The following is a 23,246-nucleotide window of genomic DNA, read 5'->3' on the forward strand; positions in this document are numbered from 1 at the left end:
GGTATCCAAACGGCTTGATTTGAGTTTTGGTATTTTTGCCCGACGGGGTGAAAAATACAGTTGCTACGGGAACTCTGCAGAAGGCGGAGTAGGGTGCCGCACCACGCACCGTTTTGCGGCTTCAGGCTGCCTGTTCCAAGCAGCCTGAAAAGCTAAAACAGGCAGCCTGAAAGGTTTTCAGGCTGCCTTTTGTGTTTGATGAAAAAGCAGCCTAAAAGCGGTAAAACCCTTTCAGGCTGCCCAAAAGCGGTATTAGGCATCAAGAAAGCCGTCGCGACTGCCAAACCAGCGCTGCAGGTGCTGTTCGACAATTTCCGGCTGCTGGTCGAGCAGTTGTCCGGCGGCGGCAGCGGCGGCATCGAGCAGGGCGTTGTCTTGCGGCAGCTCGGCAAAGCGCAGGATTTCGGCACCGCTTTGGCGGGCGCCGAGAAACTCGCCGGGGCCGCGGATTTCCAGGTCGCGGTTGGCGATTTCAAAGCCGTCGGTGCTCTCGTAAATTACTTTCAGGCGCTGGCGGGCGGTGTCGCCCAGCGGCTCGGCAAACAGCAGCACGCAGGTGCTGGCGGCGGCGCCGCGGCCGACGCGCCCGCGCAGCTGGTGCAGTTGCGACAGCCCCATGCGCTCGGCGTGTTCGATCACCATCAGGCTGGCATTGGGCACATCGACGCCGACTTCGATCACGGTGGTCGCCACCAAAACGTTCAGGCTGCCTGAAACAAACTGTTCCATCACCGCCGCTTTTTCCGCGGGCTTCATGCGCCCGTGCACTAGGCCGATATTGAGTTCGGGCAGCGCGGCCTGCAGCGCGGCCTGGGTGTCGGTGGCGGTTTGCAGCTGCAGCGCTTCGCTCTCTTCGATCAGCGGGCACACCCAGTAGGCCTGGCGGCCTTTTTGGCAGTGGCCGAGCACCAGCCCTTCGACTTCGGCGCGGCGGGCGCTGTTGACCAGCCGCGTTTTTATTGGTGTGCGGCCGGGGGGCAGTTCGTCGATTTGCGAAACTTCCAAATCGGCGAAAAAACTCATGGCCAGCGTGCGCGGAATCGGCGTGGCGGACATCATCAGTTGGTGGACGTCGCGCCCTTTGTTTTTCAGCGCCAGCCGCTGGGCGACGCCGAAGCGGTGCTGTTCGTCCACAATTACCAGGCCGAGATTGGCGAACTGCACGTCGTCTTGAAACAGGGCGTGGGTGCCGACGGCCAGTTGCGCGCGGCCGTCGGCAATCGCGGCTTTGGCGGCGTCTTTCTCTTTCTTTTTCAGGCTGCCTGAAAGCCAGACGACGGCAATGCCCAAAGGCTCGAACCATTGTTTGAACTTGAGATAGTGCTGCTCGGCCAGGATTTCGGTGGGCGCCATCACGGCAGCCTGAAAACCGCCCGTATCTTCGATGGCGGCCAGCGCGGCGAGCGCGGCGACGATGGTTTTGCCACTGCCGACATCGCCCTGCAGCAGGCGGTGCATCGGGTGCGGCTGCGCCATATCGGCGCGGATTTCGGCGAGCACGCGCTGTTGGGCGGCGGTAAGTTCAAACGGCAGGGCGGCGGTGAGTCGGCTGCTGAGACTGCCGTCGCCGCGCAGCATGGGGGCGCTGCCGCTGCGGCGGCGCTGTTTGGCCAGCCGCTTGGAGAGCTGCTGCGCCAAAAGTTCGTCAAACTTCAGGCGGCGGCGGGCGGGCAGTTCGGGATCGGCCAGCTTGTGGGCGGAGATTTCCGGCGGCGGGTTGTGCAGCAGGCGCAGGCTGTCGGCCAGCCGGGGCAGCCTGAAACGCGTCAGCAGCGGCTCGGGCAGGATTTCTTCGATGTTCAGCGCGTTTAAGGCAGCCTGAACGGCGCGGCGCAGCACCGGCTGGCTGAGACCGGACACGGTGGGATAAACCGGCGTCAGGCTTTCGGCCAGCGCGGTGCCGTCGGCAGCCCGGAGCTTGGGGTGGATCATTTCGCTGCCGTAAAAGCCGGCTTTGATTTCGCCCAGCGCGCGCACCCGTTTGCCCTGCGCCAGCTGCTGCTGGTGGCTGGGGTAAAAATGGATGAAGCGCAGATTGAGCATGGCGCCGGCGTCGTCGCGGATGCGGGCGATCAGCTGGCGGCGCGGGCGGAACTGCACTTCCTGCCAGATCACTTCGCCTTCGACCATGCACGGCACGCCGGCGGGCGCGTCGGCCAGCGGCGTGATGTGGGTTTCGTCTTCGTAACGCAGCGGCAGGTGCAGCGCCAGATCCCATGCGCTGTGCAGGTGCATTTTTTCCAGCTTTTGGGCGGCGCTGTCGGAAATTTTGAGCTGTTTGCGGATGTCGGGCGTCATGGCGGGCGGCGGAAAACGGGCGGGATGGCCGATTATAGCGAAAAAGTTATAGCGAAAAAGGGCAGCCTGAAAACGGCAGCGGGGCTTTTCAGGCTGCCTTTGACGGGCAGGCTTACAGCGTTTCCAAAAACGCCGCCAGGTCTTTGCGCTCCTGCGGGCTTAAATCCAGCGGGCGGATCAGCGGGTCGATTTGCCGCGCCGATTCGCTCTCGGCGGTTTTGGGGTTGCGCATGCCCAGGTTGTAGATGGCGACGATGCCCTGCAGATTGACGAACATGCCGTGGTGGAACCACGGTTTGCTGCGGCTTAAGTTGCGCAGGGTCGGCGTTTTGAAGCTGCCCCAGTCTTCGCGGCGGCCGGTGGTTTCGTAGCGGCCGTAGTCCTGATAGAGCGAGCCGGACAGGGTTTGGTTGAGATTGTGCATTTTGCCGTCGGTCATCATGGTGCCGGAGTGGCAGTTCATGCAGCGCGCTTTGGTGCGAAACAGGTGCAGGCCGCGGATTTCGCTGTCGCTTAAGGCTTCGCGCTCGCCAAGCAGGAAATCGTCGAAACGGGTGGGCTCGGGGCGCAGGGTGTGTTGGTAGGCGGCCAGCGCCGCGGCCACGCCGTCCAAATCAATGCCGCGCCCGAACACGGCGGCAAACTCGCCCGCATAGCCGGCCTGCGTGAGAATGGCGGGCACCTGTGTTAGATCCAGATTCATTTCATTGGGGTCGGACATCGAAAAGCGCATCTGCGCCGCCAGCGAATCGGCGCGGCCGTCCCAAAACAGCGCGCTCTGCGGCTGCCACAGATGGATCAGCGCCGGACTGTTGCGCCGCCCCTGCCGTCCCATCACGCCGGTGGATACGCGCTGCGGCTCGGCAAAGGCATACTCGGCGCGGTGGCAGCTGGCGCAGGCAACGGTGCCGTCGGACGAGAGCCGTTTTTCATTAAACAGCTTTTTGCCCAGCGCCACTTTGGCATCGGCCAAGGGTTTTTCAGGCTGCCTGGGCAGCGGCGCCAGTTCGCTGAAAGCCACGCCCGCATCGACGTGCGCCGCCGGCCAGTAGCGCGGCGGCAGGCTGTACACCTGCCGCAGGCAGTCTGCCTGGCTGCGGTCGCAATGCGGCGCCAGCGTGCAGGCAGCCAGCAGCAGGGCGGGCAGAAAATGGCTCAGGCAGCGCAATGTAGTCGGCGCGCTTATCCGGCGGGTCATGGTTTTTCCTTGCAAGGGCGGAACGCGATTTTAACAAGAATGGTTTTCTTTTGTGCAAAGTGTTAAGATTAAGTAAATTTTTACTGATATTGCGCAAAGGAGAAGCGATGAGGGTAAAAGCGATATGGCTGCTGCTGGCAGCGGCGGGCGCGGTTGAGCCGCTGTGGGCAGAAAGCAGCCTGAAACCGCAAAATCAGGATGAAACAGAACATTCAAGCACGCTGCTGGTGGTGCGGGTGCGCGCCGCGCAGAAAAAAGGCGCGTCGCTGTATCTGCAGGCAGACGATATCGCCCGCCGGCCGACCCGCAACGGCACCATTACCGAGCTTTTGCGCAACCATCCGGGCGTGCAGTTTGCCAACACCGCCAACGAATCGACCCACGCCGGCGAAATCGCCCCCGAGCTGGTGGGTTTCCACGGCCAGCCGTATTACAACAATCTGTTTTTGCTCGACGGCCTGTCTGCCAACGACATTATGAATCCCGGCGCGGCCAACGGCGGCTACACCACGCCCGAAAAGCAGTTTGAAGCCCGCGACCAGCTGTTTCTCGCTCCGGGCGCGCCCGAAGCCTTTCAGGTGGATTCGTCGCTGCTCAAAGACGTGGCGGTGTACGACAGCAACGCGCCGGCGAAATATTCGCGCTTCAGCGGCGGTGTGATTGATGCCCGTTTGAAAGACCCCGATCCCGAGCGTGCCGGCGGGCAGGTGGGCTGGCGCACCACCCGAAGCAGTTGGACGCGCTTTCATCTGGGCGAATACCAGGACCGCGACGAATTTGAAGCGGCCAATGCCGAAAACGACGTACAGCCGCGTTTTGTCAAACACAGCTACAACCTGAGCCTGAACCAGCCCTTGGGCAAAAACGCCGCGCTGCTGGCCGGCTACACGCGCACGCAGTCGGCCATTCCCGAATACCACAGCATTCTCGGCCGCTGGCAAAAAGAGCGGCGCCGCTCGGAAACCTGGCTGCTCAAAGGACTGTACCGTTTTAGCCCGCAACAGCAGATCAGCGCTTCGCTGATGTATTCGCCCCACCAGAGCGTGTACTTCCGCAACAATGCCGACAAGGGGCGCTATGTCGCGCACGGCGGCGGCTGGCGCCTGCAGCTTGAAGCGGATAATGCTTTTGACTGGGGCAAAATTCGCTCCACGCTCGCCTATACCCATAACCGCAACCGCATCGCTTACGATGCCGGCCATGATTCCTATGTGTGGCTGGGATCGAAATACATTGCAGGCAGCCGCCACATCGACTGGTGCAGTATCCGCGACCGCAACGGCGACTGCACCTACGCCATCACCGGCGGGCTGGGCGAACTCGAATCGCACACCGCCACTTGGAGCCTGAAGCAGGAATACGGCATCCGCGCTTTGGACTGGGGCGCCGCCCGCCACAAAATCGACTTCGGCTGGCAGGCCGATATTGCCCGCGCCAAGTCGCGCCGGCCGCAGGATGCGCGTTTTTTCCAAACCTATTTCGCCCCGCAAAACGGCTATCCCGACAACATCACCCATGTTAGCCCCGACTGCACCGACTGCATCGCCGGCGAACAGTACGCCAACCGCTACTGGGTGTCCAAAGCCCACAGCACCGCCGTCGGTGCCAGCCATTACAGCCTGTGGCTGGCCGACGATATCCGCTGGGGGCGCTGGACGCTGCAGCCCGGCTTCAATCTCAGCTACGACAGCCATCTGCGCAACTGGAATGCCGCGCCCCGCTTTGCTTTCGAACACCGCTTCATCAGCGACGGCCGTTTGGCGCTCAGCGGCGGCCTGAACCGCTATTACGCCGGCAGCATGCTGGCCTACGCCCTGCGCGCCGCCATTCCCCGCTCCGAAATCTACAAACGCATCCGCGACCCGCAGCACGGCGAATCGGGCTGGACGTTTGAAAACTACTCGCCCGTTCCCGCCTACCGCAGCGGCAGCCTGAAAACGCCCTACAGCGACGAAGCCAATCTCGGCCTGCGCTGGCAGTTTGCCGGCCAGTTGTTCGAGGCCAAATACGTCCACCGCAGCAGCAGACGCCAGTTCGTCCCCCTGCGCAACGCCCGCGACAACAGCTACACCTTGACCAACGACGGCCGCGGCCACAGCAACCATTTCAGCTTCAGCCTGCAAAGCGCCGAACCCTACCGCTGGCGTGGTCTGAATCTGGGCTACCGCCTGGGCGCCCGCTACCAGAAACACCGCAGCAGCCACCACGGCAATTACGACAGCTCGCTGGTGCAGGAAGTAGCCAACGGCCGCACCACCTTTTACCTTTACGAAGGCCGCCGCTACCGTTCGATAGCCGAATTGCCGCCTTTTGATTTCAACCGCCCGTGGGAAGCCTTCGCCGAAGTGCAGACCGACATCCCCGCCTGGCATCTGAGCTGGACGCACAGCCTGAATTTCCGTTCCGGCTACAAAAACTACCTGCGCTACGGCGTGCGCGAATGCAGCCAGTCGTCGCAACCGGCCGCCTGCGACGGCTGGAACGGCTATGTGTACGACTATCGTCCGAAAAAATTCAAACACGCGCTGACGCTGGACTGGCGTTTGCGGCTTGCCCTGCCGGTGCGCAAAAGCCGCAGCTTCGAATTGAGTCTGGACGTGCTGAACGTGCTCGACAACAAAAACGCCACCAGCAGCAGCCAGTCGGCCTATCTGGGCGGCGTCAACAATCCGGCGCTGGCCGCCTACGGCGGCATCCAAAGCCCGACTTCCTACGAAACCGGCCGCCAGTTCTGGCTCGGCGCCGCCTACCGCTGGTAGCTGCCTGCCGTTTTCAGGCTGCTTTTGACGGATTAGGCAGCCTGAAAGCCGGTTTCGGTTGTTCAGGCTGCCTTTGTCTTTTACTACACTCGAATACTTTTCAGGCTGCCTTGCGCAAGATGGCAAGGCAGCCTGAAAGTTTTGCTGCGGGGATTTAGGCTTCTAACAGGCTTTGGCCGAGATAGCCGCCTTTTTCAAAGCCGGGTAGGACGAAGAAGTAGCCGCCGCCCACCGGTTTGATGTATTCCTCCAGTGGTTCGAAGTCGAGCAGTTTTTGCACGAAGATAAAGCCGTCGTCGAGATTGGCCTGGTAGCAGATGAAGATCAGGCCGACATCGAGCTGGCCGGCTTTGGAGAGGCCGCGCGAGTAGTTGAAGGGGCGGCGGAACAGCAGGTGTTTTTTGAATTCCTCGGTGCGCGGGTTGGCCAGGCGCATGTGGCTGTCTTTGGGTACGACTTTGCCTTCAGGATCGCTGGCGTAGTTGGGGGTGTCATTTTCCTGTTTCATGCCCAGCGGGGCGCCGCTGTATTTTTCGCGGCCGAAGATGGTCTGCTGCTCCTGCAGCGGGGTGCGGTCCCAAAATTCGACCAGATGGCGGATCAGGCGCACGGCTTGGTAGCTGCCGTTTTTCGCCCAGGCCGGTTCGTCCTGGCTGTTGGGGGCGACGCCGCTCCACAGCACTTCGTCAGCGGTTTTGGGGTCTTGGATATTGGGGTTGGCGGTGCCGTCGTGAAAGCCGAGCAGGTTGCGGGCGGCGGAACCGGGCTCGGTTTTGGGTAGGAAGCCGTCGATACTCCAGCGGATGATGGCGTATTGGGCGGTGTTTTTAATGATGTCGCGCAGGGCGTTTTGGCAGGATTCGGGGGAGAAGCTGCACACTTGCAGGCTGAGATCGCCGTCGCACCATTCGGCCTGGAGTTTGTCGTTGGGGAAGTCTTTCATCTCGCTCAGGTGCTTGGGCTTTTTGCCGGCAAGGCCGAAGCGCTGGTCGAACAGGCTGTTGCCGACGCCGAGGGTCATGGTCAGGCCGTCGGGGGGGACGACTTTGCCGAGTATGCCGCTGCCGGCGGGTGGGAGTTTGTCGTCGCCGTCGATCAGCTCGCCGCCTTTGGTGAGAAATTCGATGCGGGCGGTAATGATGCGCAGCAGTTTTTCCAGATCTTTGGCGCTGGTGGTGGTTACGTCGAAGGCGGCCATGATGGCAAACTGCTGGTGCGGGGTGGTGATGCCGGCCTGGTGGGCACCGTGGCAGTCGTAGCTTTTGTCGGAGTGGCGCAGCAGGTGCTGGCAGTCGCTGTTGTCGGCGGCGCTTTGGTTTCCCTGACTGCTGCCGGCGGGATTCTGGCCGCAGCCGCTGAGAACGGCGCCGACGGCGCTGCCGATGCCCAGCGCGGCGGCGGTTTTGAAAAGGCGGCGTTTGGAAGGGGATTGGGGTTGACCGTTATTCATTTTGTGTCCTTTGTAGGGTGGGTTGTGCGGTTGTTTTCAGGCAGCCTGAAAACTTAAAACGACGAATCGGGCTGCTTGAGAAATTCGATTTCTTCAGCGCTGCTTGGGCGGCCGAGCACGGCGTTGCGGTGGGGATAGCGGCCGAAGCGGTCGATGATGACTTTGTGCTTGAGCTCGAATTGGTAGGCGTAATCGGAAGTGTATTGCTTAAACAGCGCTTCGGCCTGCTGGTGGACGATGCGGCTTTCGCTGTGCATCAGCGGCATCAGCATGAAGTGGCGTTCGCGCTCGGCCATATCGGCAAAGCCGCTCTGGCGCACGGCTTCCTGTGCCAGCGCTACGGCCATATTGTCGTGGGCGAAAGCGGCGGGGCTGTTGCGGTGGAGATTGCGCGGGAACTGGTCGAGCACGATGATTTCGGCAAGACGCCCGTGCAGGCTGTCGCGCCAGCGGTAGAGTTCGGATTGGGCAGCTTGCGCCAGCAGTCCGGCAAAGCGGCTGCGCACGGCTTGGTCGAAGTCGTCGCTTTTTTGGAACCAGAAGGGCTGGTTTTCTTCGGCGAACCAGAAATCCAAAACGGTTTGCGGGGTCATGGCGTGTTTCCTGGGAAAATGTTTTTCAGGCTGCCTAAAAGTTCAGGCAGCCTGTTTGGTCGGCGCGAGACTTAGTTCAGGCCGAGAATGCCGCGCAGTTTGGCCAAGTCTTCAGCCAGTGCGTTGATCGGCGCCTGCAGGGCTTTACGGTCGGCTTCGGTCAGTTTGTCGTAGGTTTCAAAGCCGTTGCCTTTTTTGTATTTGGCCAAGAGATCGTTGACCTGCTTGAAGTTGGCGTCAACTTTTTCCAGCAGGGCTTTGTCTTTTTCCGCAATCATCGGACGGAAGAGATCGACGATTTTCTTCGAGCCGTCTACGTTGGCTTGGAAGTCGGAAAGGTCGGTGTGGCTGTAGCGGTCTTCTTCGCCGCTGATTTTGCTGCTGGCCACTTCTTCAATCAGCGCTGCCGCACCGCCAACCACTTTGCTGGGCGGGAAGGAGAGCAGGTCGATTTCTTTTTTCAGGGTTTTCACGTCTTCTTCCAGCTTGTCGGCAACGGTGTCGATGCCTTTGGTGCTGTTTTCCACCCACAGGGCGTGTTCGATGCGGTGGAAGCCGGTGAAGCCTTCGTCTTTGGCGCCGTTTTTGAAGTCGTCTTCACGGGCGTCGATGGCGGGGTCGAGTTCGTTGAACAGCTCGGCAATCGGCTCGATGCGCTCGTAGTGGCTGCGTACGTCGGCAAACATGGCTTTCGCTTCTTCGATCTTGCCGGCTTTAACCGCAGCGGTGAAGGCGGAAGTTTTGCTGACCAGCTGTTCGGCTTCTTTTTGGACATAGACTTTGTAGTCTGCCAGCGGCTGGGCCAGTTTTTCCAGATCGGCTTCGTTGCCGGTGTCTTTAAAGCCGTTGTCGGTAACCACCAGTTTGCCGCGCGGATTGTTGAGGAAGCCGCAGGTCATTTCGTATTCGCCCGGCAGCAGGGTAACGGTCATTTTGTCGGTCAGGCCGGGAACGATGTTTTCACGCTCGTCCACTACCATCACGCCTTTGAGGATTTCCCATTCCAGCTTGCGTGAGCTGTTGTTTTTGATGTTGAACACGACTTGGCCGCTGGGTACGGTCAGTTCCATCGGTTCGCAGGCTTTGTCGTTTACCGCGATGTTGATCGCGCCGCCGGCAGCGGCATCGGATGCGCCGGTTGCGGCAGAAGCGGGCTGCTTGCCGCCTGCGGAAGATGCGGGCGCATCGGCTTGTGGCGGCTGGCAGGCAGCCAGGCCGAGCGCCAGCAGTACGGACAGTGCGGTGGTGTTGAGTTTTTTCATGGTTGATGCCTTTCTTGGTTTAGGGCTTGGGGTTGGTGGGAGCGGGTTTTGAGTTACGCAAAAACAGATACATAACCGGAATCAGATACCCGAAGTAAAAAACGAAATCGCTGAGAAGCGGATGATCGGTGTAGCCGAAGAAACCGCCCAGCAGTACGCCCAGCGGGCTGTCTTCGTGCAGGTTTTGCGACCAGTCCAGCGGTTGGTAGGACGACCAATCGAAAGGATTAACCTGCATCAGGTTCCATACCCCCGCTTCATGGAAGGCGCGGAAGGCTCCGGAGAGCAGCCCGGCAGCGACTAAAATTAGGAAAATACCGGTCCAGCGGAAGAATTTGGCAAGATTCAGCCGCATGCCGCCTTGGTAAATCAGGGCACCGATAACTACGGCACACAGCAATCCCAATATCCCGCCCCATTTGGCGGCATCAATGGTGGCTGCTTCTTGGGCGGAAGAGGCTTGGTGGCTGAGAATGGCCAGCATAAAGAATACGCATTCCATGCCTTCGCGGGCAACGGCAAGAAAAGCCATACCGACCAGCGCCCAGCCGTGCCCCTTGCCGCGGTTTAAGGCAGCCTGAACGGATTGGTGCAATTCCTGCTTAATCGAGCGTGCCGCTTTTTTCATCCAAAGAATCATATAAGTAAGAATGGCAACGGCAACTAAACCGATGGCGCCTACTACGAATTCCTGCTCTTTTTGCGGGATTTCGCCAATTTGGCGGTGCAGGACAAAACCTACCCCGAAGCACAAAAGCGCCGCAAGCGTAACGCCAAGCCAGACTTTGGGTAATAATGACGAATAACCGGATTGTTTCAGAAACGCGGCGATGATGCCGACAATCAAAGCTGCTTCGATACCTTCGCGCAGCATGATGAGAAAAGAGACCAATAACACTTTGGAAAAAGCTTTGCTGAGACAAAAACGCCTGAATTATAGGTTTTCTTGATATGGAAATGCAAATGGTTTTTATCATTTCCAAATGATAAATTAACAATAACCGCCGCCGAACGGTCTGTTCGGCGGCGGTTTTCAGGCTGCCTGAAAGGGCGGCGCTTTATTGGCAGTCGATATCCAACATTTTTACCGGCTGGGTTTTGGATAGCGGGATTTTGCATTTGACGCTGTTGGAACCGGTAACCACCAGAACGTCTTTGCCACCGGCGCTGGTTTTGCTGATTTTCAGCGGCTCGGCAACACCGGCGCCCATAGAAGAAGCGCTGACGCTGTCGATCAGTTTTTCATCGCTGATGCCGGAAGTATTGCTCTGGATATTCGGTTTTTTCGGTTTTGCCATCGCCACGGGGCTGGCCAGTAGGGCAAAGGCGGCGAGCAGGGCGGTATAGTGTTGTGTTTTCATAATTCGGTTTCCTTATGATGCGGCCGGTCGGGCCGGTGCGGCACTTTACTGCAAATTGTGTATAAAGGCAGCAGGTTTACGCAAATTTGTGCAAAGCCGGACGTAGGGCTTGGGTGTTGGCGCGGGGGTCGGCCAATACGTCGCCGCCGAGCAGGCATTCCATCTGCAGAATATGTTCCGGCCGTTTGCAGTGCAGGCTGGGGCAGATTGAAGCAGCCTGAAAAGGCAGGCGGTGGCGGCTGGCAAATTGGCGGGCGCGCTCGTTGGCGGTTTGCAGCATAAAGCTCATGCTGATGTCCAAGTAGAATTTCCGCGCCTGCAACACGATGATTCTGGCGGCAAACCAATCGGCTTCGTCGGTGAACTCGCTGGGGCTGTGGCGGCTGAAATCGTGGCGCATCGCGGCAATCAGAATGGCGGCAGTACGGATTTCAGGCAGCATGGCTTCGTGCAGTACGTCGGTTTCGTCCAGCCCTTCGCCGGCAGCCTGTGACGGATTGCGGTGGGCGTTGCCGTCGGTAATCAGGCAGCAGTTGCGCAGCGCCTGTGCGGATTGAGCTGGGTTTTGGTTTTCCGTCGGACGGTTCAAAGCGGCTTTCATCATTCTATTTCCTTGTTTTCTGGCAAACCTGCCGAGAGTCTTGAGACGGTTTGCTTTAAAAACTGCAGAAAACAGAAAACCGCCTCGGATAGGTTCTCGGGGCGGTTTGCTTTGCGTTTAATGGTTGTATGTCTTACCCACGCGCAAAGGGATACCGCACCGAAGTGCAGTACCACCAATAACAGCAAGCGCGCAGTAAAGATTTCATGATTACGGAATTCTTGGGTTTCGAAAAACGATGGGGCGAAACATACGCTTTTTGCTTTTGCTTTGTCAAGGCGGGCGGTGAAAAAATTTCGGCGGTTTGGCTTCGCTTTGGTTTCGGGATGGCGGCAGGCAGCCTGAAATGCCTGAATATTCGCCCTTGCCACTATTGAAAGTGTGGGAAACTTTGTTAGAATGCGCCCTGTTTTGCCTATGCTTTGTGCGTGGCATTTCCGCTGGCGGCCAAAGTGCCGGCAGTGTTGGATTTTTGTTTAATTTATTTAAGGATGACCACATGGCCGTCGAACGCACCATTTCCATTATCAAACCCGATGCCGTCGGCAAAAACGCAATCGGCAAAATCTACACCCGCTTTGAAGACGCCGGTCTGAAAATCGTTGCCGCCAAAATGAAGCATTTGAGCCAAAGCGAAGCCGAAGGCTTTTACGCCGTGCACAAAGAGCGCCCGTTTTTCGCCGATCTGGTGAAATTTATGACCAGCGGCCCGGTGATGATCCAGGTGCTGGAAGGCGAAAACGCCGTGGTCAAAAACCGCGAGCTGATGGGTGCGACCAATCCGAAAGAAGCCGCTGCCGGTACCATCCGCGCGGACTTTGCCGAATCCATCGACGCCAATGCCGTACACGGTTCCGACAGCCTGGAAAACGCCGCCATCGAAATCGCGTATTTCTTTGCCGCCACCGAACTCTGCCCGCGTTAAGTCTTCGGATTTTTCAGGCTGCCTGCCCTTTCAGGCAGCCTGAAAACAGATTCCGGCAGGTAGCCTGAAAACAAAAAAATACAAAATACCGCACAAACACACCAAACGAAACCGACCGAACCATGATGAAAACCAACCTGCTCGACTACGACCTGCCGGCTCTGACCGAACACTTCGCCCAAATGGGCGAAAAGCCGTTTCGGGCGCGCCAAGTGATGCGCTGGATTCATCAGGGCGGTGCGGAAAATTTTGACGAGATGACCGATTTGGCCAAATCGTTGCGCGCCAAACTGAACGAAAAAGCAATCGTCGGCATTCCGGCGCTGATGACTTCGCAGGAAAGCCGTGACGGCACGCGCAAATGGCTGTTGGACGTTGGCACCGGCAACGGTGTCGAAACCGTTTTTATTCCGGAAACCGAGCGCGGCACGCTGTGCATTTCTTCGCAGGTGGGCTGCGCTTTGGAATGCACGTTCTGCTCCACCGGCCGGCAGGGTTTCAACCGCAATCTGACCGCCGCCGAAATCATCGGCCAATTGTGGTGGGCAAACAAAGCGCTGGGCGTTACTCCGAAAAACGAGCGGGTGATTTCCAATGTGGTAATGATGGGCATGGGCGAGCCGATGGCCAATTACGACAACGTGGTTACCGCGCTGTCGATTATGCTGGACGACCACGGCTACGGCCTGTCACGCCGGCGCGTTACCGTTTCCACTTCCGGCATGGTGCCGCAGATGGATCGGCTAAAAGACGATATGCCGGTGGCGATGGCGGTATCGCTGCACGCTTCCAACGACGCGGTGCGCGACCAAATCGTGCCGCTGAACAAAAAATACCCGCTCAAAGAACTGATGGCCGCCTGCCGCCGCTATCTGGCCAAGGCGCCGCGCGACTTTATTACTTTCGAATATGTGATGCTCGACGGCATCAACGACAAAGCCGAGCACGCCCGCGAGCTTTTGGAGCTGGTGAAAGACGTGCCCTGCAAATTCAACCTGATTCCCTTTAACCCTTTCCCCAATTCCGGCTACGAGCGCTCCAGCGGCGAGAATATCCGCATATTCCGCGATATCCTGCAGCAGGCAGGGCTGGTGGTAACCGTACGCAAAACGCGCGGCGACGATATCGACGCCGCCTGCGGCCAGCTTGCCGGACAAGTGAAAGACAAAACCCGCCGCCAGCAGAAATGGCAGCAAATCTATATGGAGAGCCGATAATGCGCCGTTTTTTCCGATCCGTACTGCCGCTGTGCGCCGCCGCAATATTTTTGGGCGGTTGCGTAACCGAAGGTCCGGGCTCCGAACTGACCAAATTTAAAAAACAAAGCAGCAAAGAGCGCCACGAAGAATCGGTGCGCATCAAAACCCAGCTGGCTGTCGAATACATCCGCGCCAAAGATTACCGCGCCGCCACCGCGGCAATCGAAGAAGCCATTCGGGAAAACAGCCGCTACGATATGGCCTGGCTGGTGCGCGCGCAGATTTACCAGTTTCTGAAAGTGCCCGACAAAGCCGAAGAAAGTTTCCGCCAGGCCTTGTCGATCAGCCCCAACGGTGCCGAAATCAACAACAACTACGGCTGGTTTTTGTGCAGTATGAGAAACCAGCCCAATGCCGCCATGCCGTATTTCGACCGCGCGCTGGCCGATCCCACCTATCCCGGCCCCGAAGTGTCGTGGCTGAACAAGGGCGTCTGCAGCGCCAAGCAGGGCGCTTACGATTTGGCCGAAAGCTATTTCGAGCGTGCCTTGAATCTGAATCCCGAATTTGTTGTTGTGCATAAAGAGCGCGCCCGCGCCAAGCTTATGGCTGGCAACGTTGCCGAGGCCGACCGCAATTTCCGCGTGTTCCAGCGCCAAGTGGAAAAACTCGGCGCCGACGATCTCTATTTAGGCTGGAAAATTGCCAAAGCGCAGGGTAAAAAACAGGAAGCTTACGAATACGAAGCCCAGCTGCGCAGCAGTTTCCCCTATTCCGAAGAATTGCAAAAAATCACCACTGGAAGCGAATAATGAGCGAAAACCAAACTCCGTCAGCCATCAGCAGCGCCGACGCTCCGGCAGCGCTGGGTGCCGAGTTGCGCCGCCAGCGCGAAGAGCGCGGTTTGTCTTTGGGCGAAGTGTCCGAGCGGCTGAAACTGCCGGCACGGCAGGTTGAAGCCCTGGAAAACGGCCATTACGACGATATGCCCGAGCCGGTATTTGTGCGCGGCTTTCTGCGCAGCTACGGCCGCTTTCTCGATTTGGACGAAACCGTGCTCAACAGCTATCTGGCGCACATCGTGCCGCCGGAAAGCATCGAGCGTTCGCGCCCGCAGCAGCATGCGGCCGACAGCATGGTCAACCAAGAATTGAAAAAACCGTTCCCCACTTGGATTTTCGGCCTGCTGGCCGCCGCGCTGCTGGGCGTCGGCATTTATTACTGGCAGGGCAAGTCGCAAAGCGAGCACCTGCGTCAGGAAGCTGGTGCCGGTTCGGCGGTGCAAAGCGGCGGCAGCCAGGCGGCTTCCGAAGTGCCGCTGGCCAACGGCAATATGGTCGTCAAGCCGATGGAAGAGCCGCAGGCCGCTTCCGGCGCGGCGTCGGCACCGGCTGCTGCCGGCGGCGAGCTGGTGATCAACACCCGCTACCGCACCATGTTGACCGTCAGCAATGCCAAGGGCGAAATCCTGATCAACCAAATCGTTCCCGCCCGCAGCGAGCACCGCTTTAAAGACGGCGCCCCCTATGAAGTGCGCTTGGGTTACGCCATCGGTTCCACCGCCAGCTACGGCGGCGAGAACATCGACATCGACAGCAAACGCAAAGGCAAAACCGCCGTCTTTACCGTAGGCAGCACCGTTCAGGCTGCCTCTGAGCCGCAGTAAGGCAGCCTGAAAAAATGAAACCCCTACGCCGCCGCACACACCAAGTCCGCATCGACCATCTGACCGTCGGCTCCGAAGCGCCGGTTGTCGTGCAGTCGATGACCAATACCGACACCGCCGATGCCCAAGCTACCGCCCTGCAGGTGCGCGAATTGAGCGAAGCCGGTTCCGAAATGGTGCGCATCACCGTCAACAGCCCCGACGCCGCATCCAAGGTGGCCGAAATCCGCAGCCGTTTGGACGATATGGGCTGCCCCACGCCGCTGGTGGGCGACTTCCATTTCAACGGCGAGCGCCTGCTGGCCGAGTTTCCCGACTGCGCCCGCGCGTTGTCCAAATACCGCATTAATCCCGGCAATGTCGGCAAAGGCGCCAAGGGCGACGAAAAATTCGCCTTTATGATCCGCACCGCTGCCGAGCACGACAAAGCGGTGCGCATCGGCGTGAACTGGGGATCGCTCGACCAAAGCCTCGCCAAGCGGATGATGGATGCCAACCTGGCATCGGCTAATCCCAGGCAGCCTGAAGAAGTGATGAAGGAAGCCCTGATCGTTTCTGCGCTCGAATCGGCGCAAAAAGCGGTGGATTTGGGGCTGCCCGAAGACAAAATCATCCTTTCCTGCAAAGTGTCCAATGTGCAGGATCTGATTCAGGTTTACCGCGATCTGGGCAGCCGCTGCGCCTATCCGCTGCATTTGGGGCTGACCGAAGCCGGCATGGGCAGCAAAGGCATCGTCGCCTCCACCGCCGCGCTGGCGGTGCTGATGCAGGAAGGCATCGGCGACACCATCCGCATCTCGCTCACCCCCGAGCCCGGTACATCGCGCACGCAGGAAGTGGTGGTGGCGCAGGAAATCCTGCAAACCATGGGGCTGCGCTCGTTCACGCCGATGGTAACCGCCTGCCCGGGCTGCGGCCGCACCTCCAGTACCGTGTTCCAAGAGCTGGCGCGCGACATCCAGCAGTATCTGCGCATGCAGATGCCGGTGTGGAAAGACAAATACCCCGGCGTGGAAAGCATGAACGTGGCGGTGATGGGCTGCGTGGTCAACGGCCCGGGCGAGAGCAAGCTGGCCGATATCGGCATCAGCCTGCCTGGCACCGGCGAAACCCCCATCGCCCCCGTTTATGTGGACGGCGAGCGCAAAGTAACCCTCAAAGGCGACAATATGGCCGCCGAATTTCTGGCGATTGTGCAGGAATATGTTGAAACCAATTACGGCGAAGGCGGCAAGAAACGCAACGCCCCGCGCGTGATTCCGATTCAGGCAGCCTGAAAGGCTTTTTTCCGCCGGACAAGCCCCATTCGTTATTTTCAGGCTGCCTGACGGCAAAAGCAGCCTGAAACAAGGAAACCGCCATGGCTCAATCTCCCCAAAAAACCGGCAGCAGCGCCAAGGCGCCCGCCGCCGAAGCCAAAGACCTGCGGGCGATGCTGCTGCAGCTTTATCTGCTGAACAATCCGCGGCTGGAGCATAAAGTCTTCATCTATTCCTTCAACGGCGTAACCGACGGCAACACCAACCCCTTCCACTTTATCGGCGGCGATCTGCCGGCAAACGTCAAAAAAAGCCTGATTCTGCAAAACCTTGCCAGCGGCGAGATGATTCAGGCTTTTGTGGTGCCCTACGTTGAAAAAGGCCAGACCCAGTTCCAAATCGAAAACAGCGTGCTCTACGGCAACCGCAGCGGCACGCTGATCGAAATCTCGCTGGCGGCCGACAAAATCGGCGGCAGCGAGAAATACCGCCAGTTCAGCGCGCTGGCAGCCAGCATGTTACGCCAGTTCGTGATATAAACCCGTCCGCCGCAGCGTTCAGGCAGCCTGAAAACCGGTTTGCCCGCCCTTTGCGGTGCCTTTTCTTTTTCCACAGCTCAAGATATGGCACAGAAAATCCAAGCCGTAAAAGGCATGAACGACCTTCTGCCGGTCGAACAGGCAGACTTCAAACTCAACGCCGCCCTGTGGCAGGCCTTTGAAGAAACCGTGCTGCGCTGGACGCGCCGCTTCGGCTACGCGCAAATCCGCACCCCCATCGTCGAGCCGACCAATCTTTTCGTGCGCTCCATCGGCGAAGAAACCGACGTGGTCGGCAAAGAAATGTACACCTTCGCCGATTCCAACGACAGCCTCAGCCTGAGTCTGCGCCCCGAAGGCACCGCTTCCTGCCTGCGCGCGGTGGTCGAACACAACCTGCTGTACAACGCCCCGCAAAAGCTGTGGTACATGGGGCCGATGTTCCGCCGCGAGCGCCCGCAAAAAGGCCGCTACCGCCAGTTTCACCAAGTCGGCATCGAAGCGCTGGGCTTTGAAGGCCCCGACATCGACGCCGAAATCATCGCCATGTGCGCCGATTTGTGGCGCGAGCTGGGCATCGCCGAACATCTCACCTTGGAAATCAACAGCCTGGGCAACCGCGAAGAGCGCGCCGCCCACCGCAGCGCCCTGGTCGCCTATCTGCAGCAGCACGAAGACAAGCTCGATGAAGACAGCCGCCGCCGCCTGCACACCAATCCCCTGCGCGTGCTCGATACCAAAAACCCCGAGTTGCAGCAGATTGCCGACAACGCCCCCGCGCTCGTCGATTATCTGGGCGAAGCATCGCAGGCGCATTACGACAGCTTCAAAGCCCTGCTCGACGGCCTGGGCATCCAATACAAAGAAAACCGCCGCTTGGTGCGCGGGCTCGATTACTACAACCAAACCGTATTCGAATGGACGACCGACAAACTCGGCGCCCAAGCCACCGTCTGCGGCGGCGGCCGTTACGACGGGCTGATTGAAGAGCTCGGCGGTAAGCCCGCCCCTTCCATCGGCTTTGCTCTCGGCATCGAACGCCTACTGCTTTTGGTGCGCGAATACGGCAGCCTGAAAGCCGAAGCCGCGCCCGACATCTACATCATGCAGCAGGGCGAAGGCAGCACGCTGGCCGCCATGCGCCACGCCGCCGCACTGCGCGCAGCCGGTTACGCCGTCGCCCAATACTGCGGCAGCCAAAAGCTCAAAGCCCAAATCAAACGCGCCGACCAGTCCGGTGCCCGCTTTGCGCTGATTGTGGCCGAGCAGGAAGTAGCCGATAACAGCGTAACCCTGAAAGACATGCGCGGCAGCCACGAACAAACCACCGTGCCCGCCGCCGACCTGACCGAACAACTCAAACAGTGGAGCCGCTAATGTCCGCCCATCACGACGAACAACAAGACATCGAAACCGCCAAACACCTGTGGCGCAGCGGCGGTAAATGGGTATTTGCCGCGCTGGTGGCCGCCGCTATCGGCTATTTCGGCTATGTGATTTACCAGCACCAGCTCGGCAAACGCGCCGAAGCCGCCGCCGCGCTGGCCGCCGGCGTTGCAGAGGACGAAGGCCGCTTCAAAACCCTGCAGCAGGAATACCCTGACAGCATGGGCGCCGCCGAAGCCGCCTTCCAAGTGGCCGCCAAGCAGTTTGACGCCGGCAAATACGACGAAGCCGCCGCCACCTACCAATGGCTGCAGGCCAACAACCCGCAGCCCGCCGTTCAGGCTGCCGCCGTGCAGAACTTGGCCAAAGTGCGCCTGCAGCAGCAAAAATACGACGACGCGCTCAAAGCGCTCGCCACACCGGTCGATGAAGCCTACCGCGGCCTGATCGAAGAAACCCGCGGCGACATCTACAGCGCGCAGGGCAAAACCAAAGAAGCCGCCGCCGCCTACAAAGCCGCGCTGGAAAAACTGCCCGAAGACTCGCCCGCCCGCGACCTGTTGGAAATGAAAACCGCCGACTAAACGCCTTGTCCGGCGGCATAAGGCAGCCTGAAAGCCGTTCCCCCGCTTTCAGGCTGCCTGAACGCTATCTGCAAGGAAAGGAAAACCGTGAAGAGCATCTTGTTTGTCCTTGCCGCTTTTGCCGGCACCGGACAACTGGCCGTTTAAGCTTTAGGACGCTTTTTAAAACGTAAAACGCAAAAGGCAGCCTGAAACCCCTTTCCCCCTTTTCAGGCAGCCTGAAACCCGCAGCCTTATTTCCCACCCCGTGCCTATCCCCTGATTGCGCACCTGCTGGCCGCCCGAAACCCGTTTTCAGGCAGCCTGAAACAGAAAGTCAAACTATGAAACCCACCATCGCCCTAGTCGGCCGCCCCAATGTCGGCAAATCCACCCTGTTCAACCGCCTTACCCGCAGCAAAGACGCGCTGGTGCACGATCTGCCCGGGCTCACGCGCGACCGCCATTACGGGCACGGGCGCGTCGGCAGCAAGCCCTATCTGGTGGTGGATACCGGCGGTTTTGAGCCCGTGGTGGACAGCGGCATCCTGCACGAAATGGCGAAGCAAACCCTGCAAGCCGTGGACGAAGCCGATGCCGTGGTGTTTCTCGTCGATGCCCGCACCGGCCTGACGCCGCAAGACAAAATCATTGCCGACCGCCTGCGCCAGTCGCCGCGCCCCGTGTATCTGGCGGTAAACAAAGGCGAAGGCGGCAACCATGCCGTGCTGGCGGCAGAGTTTTACGAACTCGCACTGGGCGAGCCGCATGTGATTTCCGGCGCGCACGGCGACGGCGTTTACTATCTGATTGAAGATATTCTGGAAAACTTCCCCGATGCGGACGAAACGCAGCCTGAAAACAAACACCCCGTGTTTGCCGTAATCGGCCGCCCCAATGTCGGCAAATCCACGCTGGTCAACGCCATTTTAGGCGAAGAGCGCGTGATTGCGTTTGACATGGCCGGCACCACGCGCGACAGCATCCACATTGATTTTGAACGCGAAGGCAAGCCCTTCACCATTATTGACACCGCCGGCGTGCGCCGTCGCGGCAAAGTAGATGAAGCAGTAGAAAAATTCTCCGTTATCAAAGCCATGCAGGCGATAGAAGCGGCAAACGTAGCCGTGCTGGTGCTGGACGCCCAGCAAGACATCGCCGACCAAGACGCCACGATTGCAGGTTTCGCGCTGGAAGCGGGCAGGGCGCTGGTGGTGGCGGTAAACAAATGGGACGGCATCAGCGAAGAGCGGCGCAACGACATCAAACGCGACATCGCCCGCAAGCTGTATTTTCTCGATTTCGCCAAGTTCCACTACATCTCCGCGCTCAAAGAAAAAGGCATCGACGGCCTGTTTGCCAGCATTCAGGCTGCCTACGACGCCGCCTTTATCAATATGCCCACGCCCAAAATCACCCGCGTGCTGCAAAGCGCAGTGGAGCGCCAAGCCCCGCCGCGCGCCGGTTTGGTACGCCCGAAAATGCGCTACGCCCACCAAGGCGGCATGAACCCGCCGGTTATCGTCATCCACGGCAATTCGCTGCAGCACATCTCCGATTCCTACACCCGCTATCTCACCCAAACCTTCCGCAAAGCCTTCAACCTGCAAGGCACGCCGCTGCGGATTCAGTACAACGTCGGCGACAATCCGTATGAAGAAACCGCCGAAAAAGTGAAAAACAAACCGCTGCGCCGCGCCAGCCTGAGCAACCGCATCGCCAAACGCGAAGGGCGCAAGGCGGAAAAAGAGCGCAACAGCGGCGGCAAAAAGAAAACCCGCCAAGTGAGCGTGAAAAAGCGGCAGGGCGGCAACTAGCGGCAAAGGATAAGGCAGCCTGAATCCCCGATTTACTCCGCTATTAACTATGCCGTCATTCCCGCGTAGGCGGGAATCTTGGTTGGCATTCGGCAATACTTGAAAAAACAAGCCGCTGCTTAAGGTTCCAAGATTCCCGCCAGCGCGGGGTAGCGTAGCGGACTTGCGTAAGCTAATGACGTCGCTTGAGACGATTTCAGGCAGCCTGAAAGCCGTTTGATAAAAAACAACCCCAAATAGGAACCCCAACCCATGATTATCCGCGAGAAGCAGGGCATTTTGCCGATGCTCTTTGCCTGGCGCGGCACCATCTTCCCCAAAGTGCTGCCGGCGATTATCGCCTTATCCGGGCTGTCGGTGGTGATGGGCGTGATGTCGCACTACCGCCTGCTGGCGATTCCCCCCCCGCCTTTGGTCGGCTTTACCATTTTCGGCGTGGTGCTTTCCATCTTTCTCGGCTTTCGCAACAACGCCTGCTACGAGCGCTGGTGGGAAGGGCGCAAGCTGTGGGGCAGGCTGGTGGCCACCGAGCGCCATCTGATCCGCGACAGCCGCGTGCTTGATACCGACCGCCGCCGTCACCTGCTCAAGCGCAGCATTCTTTTCACCTGCCTGCTGCGCGACCGCCTGCGCTACCAAACCGCCCACACCGACTTGTTTCTCGAATACGGCGAAGGCGGCGCCGACATCTACCAAAACCACCCCAATCCGCCGCAGTTTGTGCTCGAACAGATGCAGCGCGATCTGATTGCCGCCCTGCGCCAAGAGCAGATCGGCGAAGTAGTCTATAGCGCGCTGACCCACCACATCGAAGCGCTGGGCGAAATCCAGGCCGGCTGCGATCGCATCGCCAGTACGCCGCTGCCCTTTGCCTATTCGGTGCTGCTGCACCGCGCGATTTACAGCTTCTGCATCATGCTGCCCTTCGGCATCGAATCCGTGCTCGGCCTGTGGACGCCGCTGATGGTGGCCTGGCTGGTGTATATGTTTCTCGGCCTGGACGCCCTAAGCTCGCAGCTGGGCGACCCCTTCGGCCTGCAGGAAAACAACCTGCCGCTCGATTCGCTGGTGCGGGTGATCGAGCGCGAAGTGCTCAGCGCGCTGGGCCAGGAAATCCCGCCGCCGCTTGCCGCCGAGCGCTATGTGATGACTTGAGCGCCCAAACGCCAAAAGCAGCCTGAAAGCCGGTTTTTGCCGCTTTCAGGCTGCTTTTTTTCGGATGATGGGTTTTCAGGCTGCCTTTTGCCTGCGCCGCCGTTTTAAAGCAAGCGCCTGTTTTTGCTTCGTAACTTGGTTATGCTGTGCAGGCAGTCTGAAACTTTTGTCCGCCCGAATACCCTAGGCCTTGCGAAAGGTAAGCGCATAAAAACGACCGTCCCACAGCAAATGAGTTTGGCGCTCAAGCGCGGCGGCGGGAATCAGGCTTTCGATGTCGGACAGATCGAAACGTGCGCCGTCAAACGCGCTTCTGGTCAGCGGGTTGCGCCGGTATTGGCGCTCGATCAGATCCTGGGTTTCGTCGGCCACCATCAGCAGCGTGCCGGGCTTGGCCACGCGCAGCATTTCCGCCAGCGCGCGCTGTTTGTTGGAAAAGAAATTGATGCCGCCGACATGAAACACGATGTCGAAACTGTTGTCGGCAAAGGGCAGATCTTCGGCGGCGCAGTGCAGCGGCGTAAACGGCAGCTTGTGCCGCCAGAGCTTATCGGCGCGGCGCAGCATGCCCAGCGACAAATCGGCGCCGACGATATTCAGGCTGCCGGTGTCGATTTGCGGCGGGATAAAGGCGAAATCGCGGCCGGTGCCGACCGACACATACAGCACCGCCACGCCGTTGCGCCATTCGGGCAGCGCCATCATTTCGCGGCGCATGGCGGCGATGCTGCGGCGGTAAACAAAGCGGTCGGCCAGCCGTTCGCCCAGATCGTAAAGCGCGGCCAGGCGGTTGTAGAGTTTCATGTATTTGCCGTTGTCGCCGGCCAGCTGTTCGGGGGCGAGATAGCGCAAAATGCCCTGCTCGGCGGCCAGCCACGCGGGATTGAGATCGCGGCGCAGCAGCGGGGCGATGGCGGGTGGAATCGGAACCTTCATGGCGCTCTCCTTATCGGTGCCGTGGGAAAAAAGCAGCCTGAAAGCCGTTAAAACCGCAGAACCCCTGGCCAGCTGCCGCGGCATGCTGACCGTGCAGGAAGCCGGTGCATTGCGCGCATGGATAACCGCGCCTTATGCGGCCGACCCTGCCCGCCGCTGCGCCGCCGTCCAAGGCAATATGCACCAACTCATGCGCCGCTACGGCATTACCCCTACCGCACGATAAACCGCAGGCTGCCTGAAACGGCTTTCCGCCGCACCGAAAGCAGCCTGCACTTT

21 protein-coding genes are annotated in these 23,246 nt (G+C 59.4%); 12 read left to right on the forward strand and 9 right to left on the reverse strand.

Annotated features, from left to right (window positions below; genetic code table 11):
- Positions 1-252 precede the first annotated feature (252 nt).
- Both recG and MB824_RS02710 read right to left on the reverse strand, forming a co-directional pair.
- Positions 253-2,298, reverse strand: coding sequence for an ATP-dependent DNA helicase RecG (gene recG / locus MB824_RS02705; protein WP_238745738.1), 2,046 nt, complete (start codon positions 2,296-2,298; stop codon positions 253-255).
- A 112-nt stretch (positions 2,299-2,410) separates the two neighbouring features.
- On the reverse strand, positions 2,411-3,496 hold the full coding sequence (locus MB824_RS02710) for a cytochrome-c peroxidase (protein ID WP_238745741.1): 1,086 nt from the start codon (positions 3,494-3,496) through the stop codon (positions 2,411-2,413).
- Positions 3,497-3,603: 107 nt separating this feature from the next.
- Here MB824_RS02710 and MB824_RS02715 point away from each other — a divergent pair, with 107 nt between their 5' ends.
- Positions 3,604-6,255 (forward strand): TonB-dependent receptor, encoded by a 2,652-nt coding sequence (locus tag MB824_RS02715; protein WP_238745743.1) that lies wholly within the window; start codon positions 3,604-3,606, stop codon positions 6,253-6,255.
- A 154-nt stretch (positions 6,256-6,409) separates the two neighbouring features.
- On the opposite strand, the gene efeB is transcribed toward MB824_RS02715, so the two are convergent.
- From efeB to MB824_RS02745, 6 genes are all read right to left on the reverse strand, one after another.
- Positions 6,410-7,705 (reverse strand): iron uptake transporter deferrochelatase/peroxidase subunit, encoded by a 1,296-nt coding sequence (efeB, locus tag MB824_RS02720; RefSeq protein ID WP_238745745.1) that lies wholly within the window; start codon positions 7,703-7,705, stop codon positions 6,410-6,412.
- 53 nt (positions 7,706-7,758) lie between these two features.
- A complete protein-coding gene (locus MB824_RS02725; RefSeq protein ID WP_238745747.1) occupies positions 7,759-8,298 on the reverse strand; it encodes a DUF924 family protein in 540 nt (179 codons plus the stop codon).
- Between the two features lie 71 nt (positions 8,299-8,369).
- Positions 8,370-9,560 carry an iron uptake system protein EfeO gene (gene efeO, locus MB824_RS02730; protein ID WP_238745749.1) on the reverse strand — a complete coding sequence of 397 codons (1,191 nt, stop codon included), beginning with the start codon at positions 9,558-9,560 and terminating at the stop codon, positions 8,370-8,372.
- 19 nt (positions 9,561-9,579) lie between these two features.
- Positions 9,580-10,434, reverse strand: a complete 855-nt coding sequence (efeU, locus tag MB824_RS02735) for an iron uptake transporter permease EfeU (protein WP_238745941.1) — start codon at positions 10,432-10,434, stop codon at positions 9,580-9,582.
- Between the two features lie 184 nt (positions 10,435-10,618).
- Positions 10,619-10,921 carry a hypothetical protein gene (locus MB824_RS02740; RefSeq protein ID WP_238745751.1) on the reverse strand — a complete coding sequence of 101 codons (303 nt, stop codon included), beginning with the start codon at positions 10,919-10,921 and terminating at the stop codon, positions 10,619-10,621.
- Between the two features lie 76 nt (positions 10,922-10,997).
- On the reverse strand, positions 10,998-11,525 hold the full coding sequence (locus MB824_RS02745) for a hypothetical protein (protein WP_238745753.1): 528 nt from the start codon (positions 11,523-11,525) through the stop codon (positions 10,998-11,000).
- Between the two features lie 496 nt (positions 11,526-12,021).
- Here MB824_RS02745 and ndk point away from each other — a divergent pair, with 496 nt between their 5' ends.
- The 10 genes from ndk to MB824_RS02795 all read left to right on the forward strand — a co-directional run bounded on the left by ndk (position 12,022) and on the right by MB824_RS02795 (position 22,031).
- The gene (gene ndk, locus MB824_RS02750; protein WP_238745755.1) at positions 12,022-12,447 is read left to right on the forward strand and encodes a nucleoside-diphosphate kinase; all 426 of its coding nucleotides are present in this window, start codon (positions 12,022-12,024) and stop codon (positions 12,445-12,447) included.
- 125 nt (positions 12,448-12,572) lie between these two features.
- A complete protein-coding gene (rlmN, locus tag MB824_RS02755; protein ID WP_238745942.1) occupies positions 12,573-13,664 on the forward strand; it encodes a 23S rRNA (adenine(2503)-C(2))-methyltransferase RlmN in 1,092 nt (363 codons plus the stop codon).
- A complete protein-coding gene (gene pilW, locus MB824_RS02760) occupies positions 13,664-14,458 on the forward strand; it encodes a type IV pilus biogenesis/stability protein PilW (protein WP_238745757.1) in 795 nt (264 codons plus the stop codon). Before rlmN ends, pilW begins: the two co-directional genes overlap by 1 nt.
- Positions 14,458-15,312, forward strand: a complete 855-nt coding sequence (locus MB824_RS02765) for a helix-turn-helix domain-containing protein (RefSeq protein ID WP_238745759.1) — start codon at positions 14,458-14,460, stop codon at positions 15,310-15,312. Before pilW ends, MB824_RS02765 begins: the two co-directional genes overlap by 1 nt.
- A 14-nt stretch (positions 15,313-15,326) precedes the next feature.
- Positions 15,327-16,589 carry a flavodoxin-dependent (E)-4-hydroxy-3-methylbut-2-enyl-diphosphate synthase gene (gene ispG / locus MB824_RS02770; protein ID WP_238745761.1) on the forward strand — a complete coding sequence of 421 codons (1,263 nt, stop codon included), beginning with the start codon at positions 15,327-15,329 and terminating at the stop codon, positions 16,587-16,589.
- An 83-nt stretch (positions 16,590-16,672) separates the two neighbouring features.
- Positions 16,673-17,110, forward strand: a complete 438-nt coding sequence (locus tag MB824_RS02775) for a hypothetical protein (protein WP_238745763.1) — start codon at positions 16,673-16,675, stop codon at positions 17,108-17,110.
- An 84-nt stretch (positions 17,111-17,194) separates the two neighbouring features.
- Positions 17,195-18,487, forward strand: coding sequence for a histidine--tRNA ligase (hisS, locus tag MB824_RS02780; protein ID WP_238745765.1), 1,293 nt, complete (start codon positions 17,195-17,197; stop codon positions 18,485-18,487).
- A complete protein-coding gene (locus MB824_RS02785) occupies positions 18,487-19,080 on the forward strand; it encodes a YfgM family protein (protein WP_238745767.1) in 594 nt (197 codons plus the stop codon). Before hisS ends, MB824_RS02785 begins: the two co-directional genes overlap by 1 nt.
- A 323-nt stretch (positions 19,081-19,403) precedes the next feature.
- The gene (gene der, locus MB824_RS02790; protein WP_238745769.1) at positions 19,404-20,876 is read left to right on the forward strand and encodes a ribosome biogenesis GTPase Der; all 1,473 of its coding nucleotides are present in this window, start codon (positions 19,404-19,406) and stop codon (positions 20,874-20,876) included.
- A 252-nt stretch (positions 20,877-21,128) separates the two neighbouring features.
- Complete coding sequence (locus tag MB824_RS02795) at positions 21,129-22,031, forward strand: bestrophin family protein (protein ID WP_238745771.1); 903 nt, start codon at positions 21,129-21,131, stop codon at positions 22,029-22,031.
- Between the two features lie 183 nt (positions 22,032-22,214).
- Here the strand turns inward: MB824_RS02795 and MB824_RS02800 are convergent, their stop codons facing one another.
- Positions 22,215-22,967 (reverse strand): class I SAM-dependent methyltransferase, encoded by a 753-nt coding sequence (locus MB824_RS02800; protein ID WP_238745773.1) that lies wholly within the window; start codon positions 22,965-22,967, stop codon positions 22,215-22,217.
- Between MB824_RS02800 and MB824_RS02805 the strand changes: the two genes are divergently transcribed.
- On the forward strand, positions 22,966-23,193 hold the full coding sequence (locus MB824_RS02805; protein WP_238745775.1) for a hypothetical protein: 228 nt from the start codon (positions 22,966-22,968) through the stop codon (positions 23,191-23,193). The genes MB824_RS02800 and MB824_RS02805 overlap by 2 nt on opposite strands.
- The last annotated feature ends 53 nt before the right edge of the window (positions 23,194-23,246 follow it).

Source organism: Kingella pumchi (genome assembly GCF_022288825.1).
GTDB classification, from domain to species: Bacteria; Pseudomonadota; Gammaproteobacteria; order Burkholderiales; family Neisseriaceae; genus Kingella_D; species Kingella_D pumchi.